The organism is Neolewinella persica DSM 23188 (assembly GCF_000373105.1).
Lineage (GTDB): Bacteria > Bacteroidota > Bacteroidia > Chitinophagales > Saprospiraceae > Neolewinella > Neolewinella persica.
Genome location: NZ_KB890422.1, coordinates 121,993 through 137,765, shown reverse-complemented (window position 1 = coordinate 137,765; position 15,773 = coordinate 121,993). Strand labels below are relative to the sequence as shown.

The following is a 15,773-nucleotide window of genomic DNA, read 5'->3' as shown; positions in this document are numbered from 1 at the left end:
TAATAAAATGCTTTATTGTTGCTCTTTCTAAGCAGAAAGAAATCGTAGTAAGTTTCAGGCTACCTCCTCAAGCGCAGCGAGCTGACTCTTGCGGCAACCCTATCAATTTATCTTCTATCAAAGCCCAAGGCCGTCTATTAAGAAAACGAGCGGAGCGAGTTTTCGCCTACTTTAGGCCTCCGGCCTATAGCCCCGCAAAATTAGAGAACCCCCCATCCACACGAACCACCGTACCGGTAACAAAGCTTGAAGCATCGGAAGCCAGGAAAAGCAACGCCCCCTGTAGTTCTTCCGGTTCACCAAAGCGGCCCATCGGGGTTTGATCGAGGACCTGTTTGCCACGTGCGGTGGGCGTACCGTCTTCGTTCATGAGCAGGGCGCGGTTTTGGTCGGCGATGAAGAAGCCGGGGGCGATGGCGTTGACGCGTAGTTTGCCGTCGTAACGTTGGGCGAGTTCGGCGCCGAGCCAGCCGGTAAAGTTATCGACGGCGGCCTTGGAGGCGGAGTAGCCCCCTACCCTGGTCAGCGGCCGATCAGCGGCCATGCTGGAGATATTGATGATACTACCACCTTCGGTCATCGCCTGGCCGAAGATAATACTGGGTAAAACGGTGCCCATCAGGTTGAGATCGATGACGGAGCGCCAATCGGCGGCAGAAGTGGCGAAGAGGTCGGCCGCTGGCATTACGGTGGCACCAGCGCGGTTGCCGCCGGCGGCATTGACCAGGATGGTGGGGCGCCCCCAGGTGGATTTCAATTCCGCCAATGCTTCGCGCAGAGAGTCTTCGTCGGTAACGTCACAGGAAAGTGCCAGGGTTGGGTTACCGGAAGCTTTCGTTAGCTCCTTACACGCTGTCTCCAGCTTTGATTTGGTCCGGCTGAGCAGCGCCACCTTCGCGCCTGATTGAGACAAGGCATGGGCCATTGCCATACCCAGGACACCGGCTCCGCCGGTTAATACGGCTACGTGGCCAGTTAGGTTTGCGGTAAGATTGGACATGTTTTCGGGGGTTGGTTTGTGCAAGTTTAGGGCTTTTTGGGTAATACTGGCAATATTGAAACCTTTTCGTGTCATTAAAACACAGTTTAGGCGCAAACTACCTCACTTCCTCTTGGAGGACGAATGAATTATTGGAAGTAGTAGTGTTATAAAATTAGCTGGCAGACAAACTTTTGTCCGGCTTCGCCAGGCCAAAAGGATTTGTCGGACGGCCAAGCCAACCATCCGACGGGTTTTGGAAAACAGGTGTCGTTGTAGACCCTTAATAAAGGGATACGCCTACAGCAACCGATCCCCCACCAATCGCCGTTCCAACTCCTCCCGATTAGGCCGGCTAATGGGTAGTAACTGCGTTCCGATCCGCACCTGATTTCCTACAATCGCATCAACCGCCTTCAGGTTAATAAGGTAAGAGCGGTGAACCTGAAAGAAGTCATCGGCTGGCAGCGCGCTCAAGAGTTCCTTTAGCGGCAACAGCGGCAGATGGCTGCCGTGCACGGTATGGATCCGGCAATAATTCTGCATGCTTTCTGCGTAGAGGATGTCCTTCAGCAGCAGGCGTTCCACACGGCCTTCTTCTCTGATGAAGAGGTCTTCAGGGACAGTATGTTCAGGCGAGGCCGCAGGTGCAGGGAAAGTTAATGGAGCAGGGCTGGCACCCGGCAACAGTTTGTTCCGGGCCTTGAGCACTGCCTTAAGGAACCGGGGAAAAGAGATAGGCTTCAGCAAATAATCAAGTGCGTTCAGTTCAAAGCCTTCCACCGCAAAACCGGGATGCGCCGTAGTAAAGATGACTGCGGGCGGACGCTGCAGGCTTTGAACCAACTCAGTGCCACTCAGGCCGGGCATTTGCACATCAAGCAGCAGCAGGTCAATGTCCTGGGTTTCGATCATAGACAAGGCCTCCATACCATCCCGGGCCTGGCCGGCCTCGGTCAGGAAGTCTACCCGCCCCACGTAGTCACTCAGTCCGGTTCTTGCCAGGGGTTCATCATCGACGATCAGTGTGCGAACGGTGTTTTTCAAGCGAGGGGTATTTCAAGGTTTACGGTAAAGTGCTCCTGCTGCTTAGAAGTCTCCAACTGGTGATTTCCAGGAAAAAGCAACGCTAACCTCCGGCGGATATTGGTTAGCCCAATTCCGCTCGCCATAGGATCGGTTTGTAAAACCTGCTGGCCAATCCGGTTCGTCAGCGTAAACTTCAGTCGTCCGGCATCTGCCTTACAGGTGCCGACTATTCTGCCCCCCTGAGCGGGACCGTATTTAACCGCGTTTTCCAACAGTGGTAACAGCAACATCGGTGGGACTTGCTGTTCCTTCAAACCGGCGGGTGTTTCCAGGGCGAACACAAAGTCTTCTTCCAGGCGCAGCCGGCTAAGGTCAATGAATTGTTGCAGCTGGTCCAGTTCCTCGGCAAGGGGTACCAATGCTTCTTCCGACCGGTACAACTGGTAGCGCAGCAAGTCTGAGAAACCGCTCAATGCTTCCTGCGCCTTATCCGGGCTCCGGGGGATCAACACGTAGATGCTGTTGAGGGCATTAAACAGAAAATGAGGGTTGAGCTGCCCGCGCAGGAAGGCCAGTTCCGTCTGCGTCCGGTCGTGCTCCAGTTCGCGTTCCCGTTTTTCCTGTTCGCGCCGTCGGCCGAATAGATAGATGGCGCCGGTCAGGGCCACGGCCATGGTCATGCCACCCAAGATGGCGCCAGACCAGTAATTCCAGAACCCCTGGACAAAGACTCCAGTGGACTTCTCGCCCAAGACGGCGGCAAAGAAGGCATAAATTTCAAGGCCACTTAAAACCGAACAGACGGTGATCAGCAACATTACGCCAAGGACATACAAGGGCAGGGAGATCAAGCCATTGGTTCTGGGGCGGAGCAGGTAGTAATGATGCAGGTAAGTGGCGGTGGCCTGCCAAAAAGTTAGTATTCCCGAAATGATGAGGTTGGGCCACACTAATGTTTCCGGAGAAAATACCAGGTGCCAAAACATACCGTACAGCAACCAGAATGCCAGGTCTGCCAGCGGTCCGCGACGTAGCACGTAAGGGAAGGATTGCTCCTTAGGAATTATAGTTTGTGATTTGGCCACACCCGAAGGTAAGGAACGAACCAGCCAGACCATGAACCAATTTATCGATTTCATGACTTACTTGACGAATCGGCAAAATTGCTTGATGAACGGTAAAAGTGCCATTCATCAATGAATTCCCGGCACCCGACAAGATGATTTTGACTACGGATGAATTCCCTGCTTCTTGAAAGTAATTCCTTCATCACCGTAAACAACCAAGCCATGCTCTACCTCACTTTGCTCCTTGTACTTATTGCCTGCACCAGCGGCCGCGCCCAGTGCGACCAACAAGCTACCCTCCAGACCGAAGCCCGCAAGGCCTACCTGAATAATGACCTCGATGACTGGGATAAAGTACTCGCCACCGCCCATGCTTTGCCTGACACCCCCGACAACCAGTTATCGACTGCCCGTCTTGCCTTTGGTGCCGCCGGAGCCGCCATGGCCCACCAGAGCGACGAACACCTGACCACCTATCTGGACCTAATGGAAGCCTCCCTGGACGAGTTCTGGAAAACCGACAAAAAACACCCCGCGGCTCATGGTTTATACAGCGCTTACCTGGGCATGCTCATTGCACAATCTCCAATGAAGGGGATGTTGTACGGCAGCAAAGCCAACAAATACGCCGCCAAGGGCGTCAATTTTGGTCCTACCAGCCAGGAAGCCCAATACTGCCTCGGCTCGTACCTTTTCTATACCCCCACCACCTGGGGCGGAGATCCGCAAAAAGCTGTGGAGCACCTCAAAGCTGCTGCAGCCACCGCACCAGCCGATCAGGCCTCCTGCGACTGGTTCCACCTCCAAACCCTTGCCCTTCTGGGCCAGGCCCAGGCCAAAACAGGAGACACCCAGGCTGCCCGGATGACTTACCTGCAAGCACTGAAGCTGGAACCTGAGTTTGCCTACGTTAAAAATGTTTTGCTGCCAGGGTTGGATTAGGCGGGCAGGGTTGAGTGTTTAGGATTCAGGTCACGCACCCCAGTTCAGACCCGGAGGGTCGTCCTGCGTAGTGAGGGGTGAGCGACGATCCGCAGGATTGAGCGGAGCCCCTCGTGTTCGTTGGCTATCCAGGCCGTTTGCCCCGCATCATCCATAAAGTAGTTCGCCCCTATCCGCACCAGACCGCATCCCGCCCCCAAAATCCCACCATCATGTACAAAACACGCTATACCCTACTAACCCTGCTCCTATTCACCCTGATTTGCACCAGCGGCCGTGCTCAAATCACCCTAAATGGTACGGTACAGAGCCAGGTGGATAAGCTGCCTTTACCAGGTGCTTATGTTTACCCGAAAAACGATCTAGGGAAGGTTACAACGACGGATAAAGCGGGGCACTTTGACCTTAAGCTGGAGCAACCAGATACTATATTGGTGAGTTTTCTCGGTTTCCAGGCTTTTAGCCGTTACGTTACCGCATCCGATACGGGTCTGGTATTTAAGCTACTCCCAGCTTCCGCCGCTTCGATGGATGCCGTTACCGTTCGGGCACGGAAAATTCCCAGTGGCGAACTGGCCAGTACGCAAATCAGCCAGCTGGACATTTACCTCAATCCTGCGGCCAACGCCGATCCGCTACTCGCGGTTAATACCCTTCCTGCGGCCACAAATGTAGACGAGACCGCTAACGTTTCTCTGCGCGGCAGCCCGTCGGCGGCCACCGGTGTTTACCTTAACGAAGTACCCATCCGATCGGCCGTCCGCCTCGACCAGAGTAATGGGGTTGGCCAATTTAGTATTTTCGGGCAGATTCCGCTGTCGGCAGTCCGGATTTACGCCAGTTCGCCACCCGTTAATTTTTCTCAGACCAGCGCGGGAGCGGTGGCGCTGTACACCAGCAAAATGCTGCCGACCGAACGTACTTCGGGCTTGTCACTTAACCTGGCAGGCGGCGGACTTTCCCATGCCCGGCCACTGGGTAAAAAAAGTGGCATACGCGCCTTCATCAATTTCTCCAATCTCGATGCTTTTAGACGCCTAAACCGCCAGGGGCTCCCAGAGTTAAAAGCCTCCAGTGGGTTCGATGCAGCGGTACAGCTGGTGCACCAATTCGACGACAACTCTGCCCTCCAATTGTTCTACCTGGGGTTCAATGAGCGCTTCCGATTCGAAACCACGACGCCTTACTACTCGGGCGATTTCGAGCAACATAAACCCCGGCACCTGGCCATCCTGAATTGGCAACTGGACCGGGGAGATTGGTCCTGGACCCTGAACCAGTCGGTTGATTGGGAAAATGCGGAATATAGGTTTGGCAATAGTCTGACGGCTCCACGTCGGCTTACCGGCCACCTGGCGACCCATGGTCAGTACAGTAAGCCGGGGGTGAAGCTGCTGACGGGCGGGACGTGGAACGTGTATGCCGACCGGGTAAAGGGCCAGTTCCCCCTCACCGGTTATGAACTGAGGCCGGAAGACCCATCGGGAAGTTTTACTGAAAACACCGACCATCAACTGGCGGAAGCCTACGCCTACACCCAGCTAAGGCTGGGCGACAAATGGCTGGCGGGATTTGGTCTGAAGCCATTATACCGGCCAATGGCGGGAGAAGTGAAGTACACCGTACAGGCATCCGTGAAATACCGGGCGGGCAATTGGCATCGCTTCAATCTTGGCGGCGGAACGTTCGCTCAATTCCTTGCCCCCGGCCCTGACATCCGCGAATGGCAGTGGCTGGAGCTACAACAGGCAGCGTTGGAGTACACTTACGAACGGCGTTTCTGGCAAGTTGAAGCGGCGGTATTCATCAAGCAGGAAAGCTATGAGCAACTCCCTGACTTAAAGGTTTCGGGGGCTGAAGGTCGGGTGACTTTCGACGATAAAAGTCTGCGGGCCTGGGCGAGTTTGGCTCTCGTAAAAAGCAAGTCGGTAGCAGGTGACATTCCTTCGCGGCGCGATCTACCTTTTTTGGCGCGGGCGCAGGTGCAAAAAGAGTTGGGTGGCAATGTGAACATCGGCATTGCCGCAACCTGGCGCAGGGGGACCTACTTCCTCCCGGTAATTGGCCAAACGCCGCTACCGGGAACCGAAGGCTGGCAAGCTCCCGTTTTCGCCGCACCTTTTGCCGGAGAACGACACCCAAATTACCGACGTATCGATTTGTCTACCTCCAAAATCCTTCCCCTGGGAGAAGGTCAACTCATCCTTTACCTCAGCGTCAACAATTTGCTGGATACAGAGAACATTCGCAACTACACTTACGACGCTACCTATCTGGAGCGGTCGAATGAGGTATTCACCCGGCGGATCGTTTTTGTGGGCGGGGTTTATAATTGGTAGTGGGTAGTGGGTAGTGGGTAGTGGGTAGTGGGTAGTGGGTAGTGGGTAGTGGGTAGTGGGTAGTGGGTAGTAAAGTTTTAAAATAAACACAAATAAACAAATTATTAGTAAATATTTGTAACTACGCGGCGCAACACCTAGATTTAGCCTAACCAAACTACTTACTAAACTATGGTACCTACTAATTTCTGGGTTAACTTCCTGATCGCCCTGGTTCCCCTTGCCGTCGGAGCTGTTTACTACGGTCCGCTCTTCGGCAAATTATGGCAGCGTGAAGCTGGTGTTACCGATGAGCAGATGCAGAACGCCAATATGCTAAAGATTTTTGGCCTGACGTACCTCTACAGCTTCCTATTTGTCACCTTCCTACCGCTCCTGGTTGTACACCAGACCGGTCTTTCCGGCCTTTTTGGTATGCTTCCAGAATGGGCAGAAAGCGGTAGTGCCCTTTGGCAGGACCTCAACCTACTGGACGAAAAATGGGGGATGTACTCTCGCCACCTTCACTTTGGTCATGGTGCTTTGCATGGTGTCCTTGGTGCGCTGTTCATCGTAGCCCCGGTCATCTGCATCAATGGTCTATTTGAGCGTAAAAGCTGGAAATACATGCTTATTCATGTGGGTTACTGGATAATTATCATGGCATTGATGGGCGGGCTGGTGTGTCAATTCCTCAACTGGCCATTACCTTTATAGCATGCAATACCGCTTTGGTGCGTATACCCGTGCACAGCGGATGGCCCTTCTTTTTCTCGTTTTAGTGGCTACCGCCGGCTGTTGGCTGGCGGGCAGGATTTTTTTGCTGGGCGAAGCGACCTTACCGGTCATCAAAGCAGCTGCGATGCTACGTAATGAACGGGCGGCGGAGGACGCGAAAAATTTCCGTCCGCCGCCTGCCTCATTTGCTTTTGATCCCAATACGGTTTCTGCAGCAGAGTTGGTTAGCCTGGGGCTGAGCGAGAAACAGGCGGCGGGTTGGTTGAAATTCCGGGGAAAGCGCAGCAATGCCTTCCGGGCTCCCGAAGACATTGGTAAACTGTACGTGTTGAGCGAAGAGGATAAGACTCGTCTGATCCCTTTGGCCTACGTGCGTGAGCAGACGGGAAGGTCTTCCCGCAGTACTGCGAGACAGGTGCAGGGTTTTGTTTTTGATCCCAACACCGTCGGCGCAGCCGACCTGGAGCGTTTGGGGCTTAGTCCGAAACAAGCCGCCGCATTCGTCAAGTACCGAAGTAGCTCTAAATACGGCCGGGCCTTTCGCAAACCGGAAGATCTGCGTAGGTTGGGAACAATGTCTGACCAGCAAAAGGACCACCTGATAAGATTTGCCGAGATTCCTCCGGAAGAGCCATCGCCAACTACCCCACCCCAGCGTTTCAGCTTTGACCCGAACACCATCTCGGCCGACAGCTTTGCCTTACTGGGCTTTCCAAACTGGCAGGCCAAATCGTTGCTGCGGTACCGGGGGGACCGCCCGGTAACTTTCCGCCGCGCAACCGACCTGCGGAGGGTAAAATCATTGGACTCCGCACTTGTCGAAGCGGTCATTCCGTTGATTGATATTGCTCCTCAACCTTATAATGCACCAGCGGCCGCGCAAAATACTCCTGCCCGCCCAACTACCTATAGCTACCGTCCTAAAACACCACTGCCACCGCCCGGAAGCTTCGACATCAACTCCTCGGACACCTCTGCCTGGCAGGCTCTTCCCGGTATCGGGAGTTACCGAGCCATGCGCATCGTCAGGTACCGGGACGCTCTCGGTGGATTTTACTCCGTCGACCAGGTGGCCACCACCCGGGGGCTGCCCGACAGTACCTTCGCCGCCATCACTGCTTTTCTGAAAAGCAGCCCTGTATACCGACCGATGGCCATCAATAAAGTCAGTTATGAGGTGCTAAAAAAGCACCCTTACATCAACCGAAATCTCGCCAACTCCATCGTCAACAACCGGGACAAGGCCGGTAGATTCAACGGACCTGAAGACCTCAAGCGGCTGCGGCTGATTAAAGCATCGGAATTACCCCGACTTATCCCTTATTTTTCCTTTGAATAATCAGGTTGCCTGCCAACAATAGCTTTTTAACTGGGAGTTCTGCAAATCTGTCCCGGCTCTTGGTTTCCGCGCAAGAACTAACAGCGATCACGCGCGGAAACCAGGAGCAAAGGAGGATCGCGGAGAAGGCAATTCTACCAGACTGATATTGATGAAGTTCTGAATTTCCTAATTGTCCAGAACCTACCCTATCGTCGTGATGTTAGCGTGCAGCAACGATCAACTGCAACAACCTACCTACAAAATTTACTACCCACCATGTCTAACCTGTTCTCCCTAATTGGCAATACTCCTTTGCTTGACCTGTCAGATTTATCCGACAACCCCGCCGTGCAGATTTTCGGCAAACTCGAAGGCCAAAACCCTGGAGGTAGTGTAAAAGACCGGGCAGCCTTAAGCATGATCCTTGGCGCCTGGGAACGCGGCGATCTGGATGGTGGAAAATCCATCGTGGAAGCAACTAGTGGAAATACGGGTATTGCCATGGCCATGATTGCCGCTAAACTTCGGATTCCGATTACCTTGATCATGCCGGAAAACTCCACCCCCGAGCGGGTGGGCACCATGAAGGCCTACGGTGCTAAGGTGATGTTGACCCCATCAGATAAAACCATCGAATACAGCCGGGAACTTGCCCAGGAGATGGAAGACTCGGGAGAAGGCTACATTCAGCTCAACCAGTTTGCCAACCCTGACAATTGGAAGGCGCACTATCGGACGACCGGTCCCGAAATATGGAGGGATACTGATGGGGAGATCACCCATTTTGTTTCCAGTATGGGCACCACCGGAACGATAACCGGAACGGGGCGCTACCTGCGGGAGCAATCAGATACTGTACAGATTATCGGTGTACAACCAACGGACGGCAGCAGTATTCCCGGGATCCGCCGCTGGAGTCCGGAATTTGTGCCCAAGATCTATGACGACAGCGTGGTACACCGTAAAATCGACGTTAGTACGGACGAGGCCGTGGCTACCATGCGGACGCTGGCGCGGGAGGCTGGAGTCTTTGCCGGCATGTCATCTGGCGGGTCTACCGCAGCTGCGCTGCGGCTGGCAGAAGAGATCGATGAGGGACTGATCGTTTGTATTATTTGTGACCGGGGGGATCGGTATTTGTCGAGCGAGCTTTACTAGGAACCAGGCAAATAAAACCTATATTTGTTTAACGGCGCGCAATTATCAACATTTTATCCGACTTTATCGTCCTTCCCCGCTCGCGCAAATTCTTTTCCATAAACTGCCGGCCTTATGTCTGCCGCAAGACTGCCCCTCATCGTTGGTGTGGGGGAAGATGGGTTACTTATTCCCATTCGCCGCGCGCAGCGCGGCCTCAAGTGCAAATGTGTCTGTCCCGCCTGCGGGGCCCGGCTTTCCGCTAAACGGGGAAAGATCAAAGCCCACCACTTTGCCCATTACCGGGTGGAGGAGTGTGCGGGGGCAGTAGAAACAGCCCTGCATCGATTTGCGAAGGCGGTGTTGCATCATCATCCAAAGATCGTTTTGCCTCCGGTATATGCCCGGGGCGTGAAAAGGGCGATTGAGCCCGTTCGTCGGTTCGCCTACCGGCGAACGACGGAAGAGGCTGGGGTTAAGGGTTTTGTAGCCGACGTTGTTTTGTACGGAGCATCGAGATTGATCGTAGAGCTAAAGGTCAGCCATGCCGTTGATCCTTACAAGCAACGGGTATTCATCCGGTCAGGTATTCGCTCAGTGGAGATCGACGTGCTGGCGATTTTCAAAGAATTGGTACAGGAACATCGGGCGGCAGATACGAAGGAGCTGGCTCGCCGGATCATTAACTTTGGAGGTCGGGAGCATGGGCTCGACGTCCACGGCCACTGGTTATTTCATCCGGCCCAACACCAGGCGGAATATCGGCGGCGGCAGGCGGCGGCGTTATTGAAAGTCCGACACTCGGAGTGGAAAGACCGCCATCATTATCGGACAATTGGCTGCCCTTGTCCGGAACGGCAGCGGTTTACCCGCGGCGATAACTGGCAACGAGCTTATGCTAAAACCTACCAGGATTGCGCAGGATGTCCACACTTGGTAGAACTGGTACATGATTTTGCCTGGGTGGGCTATCAATGGGTACCGGTGCGGCTGGCGGGGGTGCGGTGTGGGTTTGCGTCTAGCAATGAACGACTACCTATAAATTAAGTCATTAGGTTCCAGGTTTCTCCTTCAGCATCTATGAAGGCTACGATGCCTTGATTGTAGTTGTAGTAAAACTTGAATAGTGGGAGCCTTCCCAGGTAAATATTCGGATCGCTGGTAATGACGTCTTCGTAGTTTTCTCCATTAAAGGAAATGCTGTCGTAGTTCGTTCTGGGATAAAGTAAGACCGTAGTCATTTCCGAATCTCGCTGTCGGTTCACCTCAAACTCGAACTGGCCATTCCTCATTAAGGGGACATCCTCGATTCTATCTATTTCCAACATGTCCAGGACAATCAGTTCATTTTGGTCTGATAGATTGTAGACACGAGGAGAAAGGGTAACGATAAACCTGTAACCCAACTCATCAATGTCCAGCCTGACTTCCTGACTAAAAACGTCCCGGCAACTCTGTATATGCATACCTGGCAGATTACAGGCATTTAGCCTTTGGCTAGTCCGCAATCGGTAAAAATCTACGTTCGCTTTGACTTTCATAGTTACCGATCTACCCGCCGCATTGCTAAAGGTGTACTGGGTCCCCGCTCTTCCGTAAGGGATGGCCTCATAGGAAGATTCTAGTGGCTCAAAAGCACCGAGATATTCTGCACTACAGGCATCTTCGTCAAGTTCTCCGCATGTGCCGGCTGGCACATCAATATCAAACCCCAAGTCTCTCTCGTCTTCCGGAAGGCAACTCGCAACAGAAAGGGAGAGAAATGTCCAAAGAATTAAAAACATCTTTCTCATAGCAGGTCGTATTTAAGCGAAAGCCCATATTGACGAATCCGATTATCGAATAAAGGAGGCCCCACAAACCTGCGGGAGAGATTGTATCGGCTCCATAGCTGTATACTTACATCTCGGTTTTTTACTGTAAAAATTCTACTTCCAATCCCGTAAGTACAAGCCCAAACAGAGTTACCGTTAATAGGATCGAAGTCTCCAAAACTACCCATACTTTGTAATTCACCAAACTCATAAAATGAGGAAGTGTATTTTCCAGACAAGAGATATTCCTTATCTACCCTGCCAAAAATGAAAACAGGCTTAAACAGTTTGAATTGAGCGCTCAGCCCAATTTCAGCAGTAGACAGGTTAACATCGTATCGCCTTAATAAACTACGTCGATTAAACACCAACTCAGGAGGGGTGTACTGTTCTCTAAAGTAATTTTGGCGGCTGTAGATCAAGATAAGTCCTAAACTCAATCTATTCCATTTGAACTTAGGGTTCATCCCCACTTTTATTCCATCTCCTGGAGCCGTCCGGTGCAATTTGGCCCGGTAGCTGTCTCCCGGGATTTTATGGACAAAATTCCGGTTGTAAGACAATTGAAAGGTTAGGCCGAATTGGCGATCAATTATGGTGTCTGTATGCCCCGTCTGTGCACAAGTAGTACTGGATAAGCTAAAAGCAAACCACAAAAAACATAAAGTTCTAAAGGCCATTCCAGGTAGACTTCAAAAGTTAATAAGATAATGTCTGATAGGTGCTTGAAGCCTATTTTCGCGTCTCAGTTGAGTACTGAGAATTGAGTTTCAATACTTGTCGGTAGCTGTAAATTTACAATGAAAATCCGTGACGAGTTCGCCCTGTTTCAAATCGTGTGCAGAACAATTCTAGTCTCCATTTCAGATCTTCGGGAGTATTCGACGGAGCCGTGCAGGCCGCTCAGGATGCCTTCTCCGGTGGCAACAACTCCGGTATCGGATATAAGGACTCTAAGTGAGCACTCACCGAGTGCCAAATACCCTAACCTTCCAGTTCAACCACAATTTCACTCTACTTTGCAACATGTATGTTGGGGATGGCCCAGGCTCAAATTTCATGCGGGACCGTTATCACGCTACCCTTCTAACTCGACAATGATCTCATTCTTCCGATTCAAAACCTCATAAGGTGGATTATAGCCCAGCAGGTAAAATCGGTTGGTAAAGGCAATTCCTTCAGCAGTCAGGGCTGCTGTCAATTGTGCTTTATACTTTGCGATCTTTTCATCATTCGCCCAACCGCCGAAGGTAATGGCTGCCACCGTTTTTGCCTGGACTTCCCGGAATTCGATCTCAGATCGATCAGGCTTTGGTAAGGTTTCTTTTTTATTTCCTTTGGGTACCATGAACATCATCGTCATGGTATCGTCCAATGACATGGTGACCGGGGAAGTCATGGCAATCTTTTCCTTGCTTTCGTTTCCACCGAAAATATACCCAGCCAAAATGGAGAAGCCCCTCCTTGATGCTTCATCATATTTACCCGTAGATAGCTCGACGGCCGTGAAGAGGCTTGCTTCGTAGCTGCGTATCTCAAAGCTCTCGTATTGCTTTTCGACTACGTAGGGATAGGTTTCAATGTTTCTCTGTCCGTTCATGGCAAATATTTGTACGACGACAAAGGCAATGAAGAGAAGGGCTAATATGATTAATACAATTTTCATTCGTTGGTGTTGGTGGAGGGAATAAATTAAAAACCGAGGGGGGGAGTTTTTGGTTCACCTCCCTGCTTTTGGCGCCTTCCTTCGCACCTATGTCCGTGCAAAAAAACATAAGTCATCCCGACCTCTAGTTGACCACTACTTTCTGATAATACTCCTTCCCGCCTACCGTCCGAAAACGAAGCAACGCCAGTCCTTTTTGCTGAAGGTCAATCGCCATGTTCAGACTTTCCATACGCAGGGATTGGAGCACCCGTCCATTAACGTCGATTACTTCCAATTGGCCGTCGATGAAAGCTGGCGTAAGGTTAAGATTAATCCGGTTGTTCGTTGGGTTAGGATATACAGCAACCCCCGCTTCGCTGGCGCTGCTTACCGCAACCGTGAAGATTGTCGTAGTAGTATTGGTCGCATCATCACTAACATTCTCATCACCAGCAGCCGTTACTCTGGCAACCACATCAGAACCTTCAAAGTCTGTAATACCCGTTGGCGCCTCGAAAGTATAGGCCATCGTTCCACCGGCAGCAATGATTTCCGTGAAGGTCTCCTCCGCTACCAGATTCCCATTTACGAAGAAAGCGACATCGCCGCCGACAACGTCTTCGGATCCCGTATTTTTGAGGTAAAGCACCAGCTGGTCTTCCGTCGGAGCCGTGGGCTCACCGGCCACGAAGATCTGAATCGAGTCGGCCCGTAAATTGATCAGGGAGTTGTAATGCGATTCGCTTTCTTCCACGATGTAAGCAGCGATACGATAAAAAGGCTCGGTATGGCCCATGTCGTTGTAACCGGTATTCAAAAAGTTGGTGTATTCCTCCAGTTCATAGTCCATCGTTATGTCCGTCCCCGCGAAGCGGTCTCCCCCCAAATCGTAAACGAAAGGCTGTACGGCCTGGCCCGGGCACCAGCCAGCCCGGTTAAATTCCCAGGTTCCAGCCTGATCGGTACACTCGTTCTGTAGGCAATCATCCTTCCATAGATTATGAACAGTCGCGAGTTCCCCCTGGAGCATCAGGTTGTGCGTTTGGTTGCTGAACTCTGCTGCGTTATTGGTATTTCCCTGTCCGTGACCGGTCATTGTCAGGCGGAAGCGATTTTCAGTGGTCTGCGAGGCGATGGAACTTGTCAATTCGGGGAGATCATCTTCAATTCCTAAGTCACCGTAAACGTGGTACTGCGTATTCCAAAGCGGCGTTGTCCTTTGGTACTTAGGCCTTGTCCCCCCGACCATTTCCAGGTTGGCATTCAATAACCAACCGGATTGTCCGAATACCTGGATAAAAGACTTAATGGTCACCCTTCCGGAAAGCATGTCTTTGAAATCCGTTACGTCCACAACCCACTCCGGACCACCGCAGGCAATGCGGTAGGGCGTGATGAATCGGGCAATTTCGAATTCCCCATTTTCCGTCACCACACTGACGTTGCCCGTCTGGTCCCAGGGATCACAACCGGTACCGGGACATTCAACCGAGAGATGGAGCAATAATTGACCGTAATCTTCCATATTCACGGGCATATTGACGGTAGAAGTCCGGGTTTGGCCAGCAGCCGCAAAATTGTGCTGTTCTCTGTTTCTGATGCTGACCAACGGGCCGTTGTCACCCTCGGCGGGCCGACGGTAACGGTAACTGGTACCGTTGTTCAAGCTATTCAGGTCGGTGGAGAGCGCCGTCGATGCCGTAAGCAGATTGGTGTTGTTTCCCGTCAGGTCAAGCGGTTGTTCAAAGACGTAATTGACGGATGCTCCTGGCTGAATATTGCCGGTGTAGGTCCCCGTCAAGGTAGGCACACCATTTACTGCCAGGGAAACGGGAACATCAGCGACCACCTCGCTTCCGTAGTTGTTGAGGATAACTTGTGTTTTTACCGGCCGGTTGTAGATACTGATGACATCCGGAGCAGTTACGGCAGACACCCCAACATCAATGGCGGGGATGGAGTACCCATCCGTCCAGGCGTTTTCGGTCAGGTCAATGAAAGTACCGTTACAACTAATACTGCCCAGGTTGGCAGTTGTCAGGCCTGTTCCTTCCTCAAGTGGAGCGTAGAGTACCAGGCCAGTCTCGTTTCCGGTGAATTCAGTCGTCTGGTTATCCGCAATCTCTTCAGCCGTTCGCGCAACGTTCCAAACCCGGACCTCATCCAAGTTCCCATTCCAGGTCCGGCCGGGAAAACTTGGGGATTCTCCAATCGTCAGGTTGGCCTGCCCATTGGATGGTGTACCAGTGTAAGAACGCGTTGCCTGCTGATTCCCATTGATGTAAAGGCGAACAGTGCCATCATCAACAACAGCCGCTACGTGGTACCATTGGTTGGTGTTCATAATGGGGTCCGTACTGGTTTCAAACCAGAAGAAATCCACGGACATGACCAGGTTAAGCACACCGTTCTTGCCGGCACGAAGAGCGTAGCCCAGGTCAGGTCCTTGTTGGTCTTTGTTGACAATGGAGCCTTGCCAAAACTCGCTACGCCACTCAGGGCTGAAAATCCAGGCTTCGATGGTAAAGCCATCGACAATGTTTAGTTCGTTGTCGTGACAGAAGGAGATACTCCCCGAGGTACCGTCAAATTGAACGCCCGTTGTTTGAGCTTGCAGGTTTGACGACAGGCAACAGACTAAAAAGAGAAGCAGCAGTTGTTTCACAATGGCTTTTTTGGGTGCTTGAGGTTGAAGGTTGGTAAGATGCGAGTTAGGCGGGTAACCTGCAAGCTTCAACAAGTCAATTCTATGTGACACGACATTTTTGCGACAATAAGAC

The 15,773-nt window shown here is 52.1% G+C and carries 13 protein-coding genes; 6 read left to right on the top strand and 7 right to left on the bottom strand.

Translation table 11 applies throughout. The annotated features are described in order from the left end of the window. Positions 1-184: 184 nt before the first annotated feature. The 3 genes from B036_RS0107880 to B036_RS0107870 form a co-directional block, all read right to left on the bottom strand. Positions 185-1,000 carry an SDR family oxidoreductase gene (locus B036_RS0107880; RefSeq protein ID WP_026231791.1) on the bottom strand — a complete coding sequence of 272 codons (816 nt, stop codon included), beginning with the start codon at positions 998-1,000 and terminating at the stop codon, positions 185-187. A 279-nt stretch (positions 1,001-1,279) separates the two neighbouring features. Further along, positions 1,280-2,026, bottom strand: coding sequence for a LytR/AlgR family response regulator transcription factor (locus tag B036_RS0107875; RefSeq protein ID WP_020568152.1), 747 nt, complete (start codon positions 2,024-2,026; stop codon positions 1,280-1,282). Next, complete coding sequence (locus B036_RS0107870; protein ID WP_020568151.1) at positions 2,023-3,147, bottom strand: sensor histidine kinase; 1,125 nt, start codon at positions 3,145-3,147, stop codon at positions 2,023-2,025. The genes B036_RS0107875 and B036_RS0107870 overlap by 4 nt, the downstream gene beginning before the upstream one ends. Positions 3,148-3,297: 150 nt before the next feature. On the opposite strand from B036_RS0107870, the gene B036_RS0107860 reads away from it, so the two are divergent. The 6 genes from B036_RS0107860 (at position 3,298) to B036_RS0107835 (ending at position 10,578) form a co-directional block, all read left to right on the top strand. Next, on the top strand, positions 3,298-4,017 hold the full coding sequence (locus B036_RS0107860) for a tetratricopeptide repeat protein (RefSeq protein ID WP_157472076.1): 720 nt from the start codon (positions 3,298-3,300) through the stop codon (positions 4,015-4,017). Positions 4,018-4,229: 212 nt separating this feature from the next. Further along, on the top strand, positions 4,230-6,356 hold the full coding sequence (locus B036_RS0107855; protein ID WP_026231789.1) for a carboxypeptidase-like regulatory domain-containing protein: 2,127 nt from the start codon (positions 4,230-4,232) through the stop codon (positions 6,354-6,356). A gap of 171 nt (positions 6,357-6,527) precedes the next feature. Then, positions 6,528-7,052, top strand: a complete 525-nt coding sequence (locus tag B036_RS0107850; RefSeq protein ID WP_020568148.1) for a DUF1761 domain-containing protein — start codon at positions 6,528-6,530, stop codon at positions 7,050-7,052. A gap of 1 nt (position 7,053) precedes the next feature. Continuing rightward, a complete protein-coding gene (locus tag B036_RS31805; RefSeq protein WP_020568147.1) occupies positions 7,054-8,412 on the top strand; it encodes a helix-hairpin-helix domain-containing protein in 1,359 nt (452 codons plus the stop codon). 258 nt (positions 8,413-8,670) lie between these two features. After that, positions 8,671-9,552, top strand: a complete 882-nt coding sequence (gene cysM / locus B036_RS0107840; protein WP_020568146.1) for a cysteine synthase CysM — start codon at positions 8,671-8,673, stop codon at positions 9,550-9,552. Between the two features lie 114 nt (positions 9,553-9,666). Further along, positions 9,667-10,578 carry a competence protein CoiA family protein gene (locus B036_RS0107835; protein WP_020568145.1) on the top strand — a complete coding sequence of 304 codons (912 nt, stop codon included), beginning with the start codon at positions 9,667-9,669 and terminating at the stop codon, positions 10,576-10,578. Here B036_RS0107835 and B036_RS0107830 read toward each other — a convergent pair. From B036_RS0107830 to B036_RS0107815, 4 genes are all read right to left on the bottom strand, one after another. Beyond that, on the bottom strand, positions 10,575-11,324 hold the full coding sequence (locus B036_RS0107830; protein WP_020568144.1) for a hypothetical protein: 750 nt from the start codon (positions 11,322-11,324) through the stop codon (positions 10,575-10,577). The two genes, B036_RS0107835 and B036_RS0107830, sit on opposite strands and share 4 nt — an antisense overlap. After that, on the bottom strand, positions 11,321-12,025 hold the full coding sequence (locus B036_RS0107825; protein WP_020568143.1) for a hypothetical protein: 705 nt from the start codon (positions 12,023-12,025) through the stop codon (positions 11,321-11,323). The genes B036_RS0107830 and B036_RS0107825 overlap by 4 nt, the downstream gene beginning before the upstream one ends. Before the next feature lie 398 nt (positions 12,026-12,423). After that, positions 12,424-13,011, bottom strand: a complete 588-nt coding sequence (locus B036_RS0107820; RefSeq protein WP_020568142.1) for an SOUL family heme-binding protein — start codon at positions 13,009-13,011, stop codon at positions 12,424-12,426. A gap of 124 nt (positions 13,012-13,135) precedes the next feature. Continuing rightward, positions 13,136-15,658 carry a LamG-like jellyroll fold domain-containing protein gene (locus B036_RS0107815; protein ID WP_169435040.1) on the bottom strand — a complete coding sequence of 841 codons (2,523 nt, stop codon included), beginning with the start codon at positions 15,656-15,658 and terminating at the stop codon, positions 13,136-13,138. Positions 15,659-15,773: the final 115 nt, after the last annotated feature.